Raw genomic sequence first — 241 nt, forward strand, 5'->3', positions numbered from 1 at the left:
CATCGCCCAGGTCACCACCGCGGTCGCCGACGGCGACCTGTCGAAGAAGATCTCGGTGGACGCGCGGGGTGAGATCCTGGAGGTCAAGGAGACGGTCAACGGCATGGTCGACCAGCTCCGGGCGTTCGCCGACGAGGTGACCCGGGTGGCCCGCGAGGTCGGCACCGAGGGCAACCTCGGCGGCCGCGCGCAGGTACGCGGCGCGTCCGGCGTCTGGAAGGACCTCACCGACAACGTCAAC

1 protein-coding gene is annotated in these 241 nt (G+C 70.5%); it reads left to right on the forward strand.

Annotation, left to right across the window (positions count from 1 at the left end; all coding sequences use genetic code 11):
* A partial coding sequence (locus C3486_RS36780; RefSeq protein ID WP_146075152.1) for a HAMP domain-containing protein occupies window positions 1–241 on the forward strand: 241 nt, incomplete at both ends.

This window comes from Streptomyces sp. Ru73 (assembly GCF_002920575.1).
Taxonomy (GTDB): Bacteria; Actinomycetota; Actinomycetes; order Streptomycetales; family Streptomycetaceae; genus Streptomyces.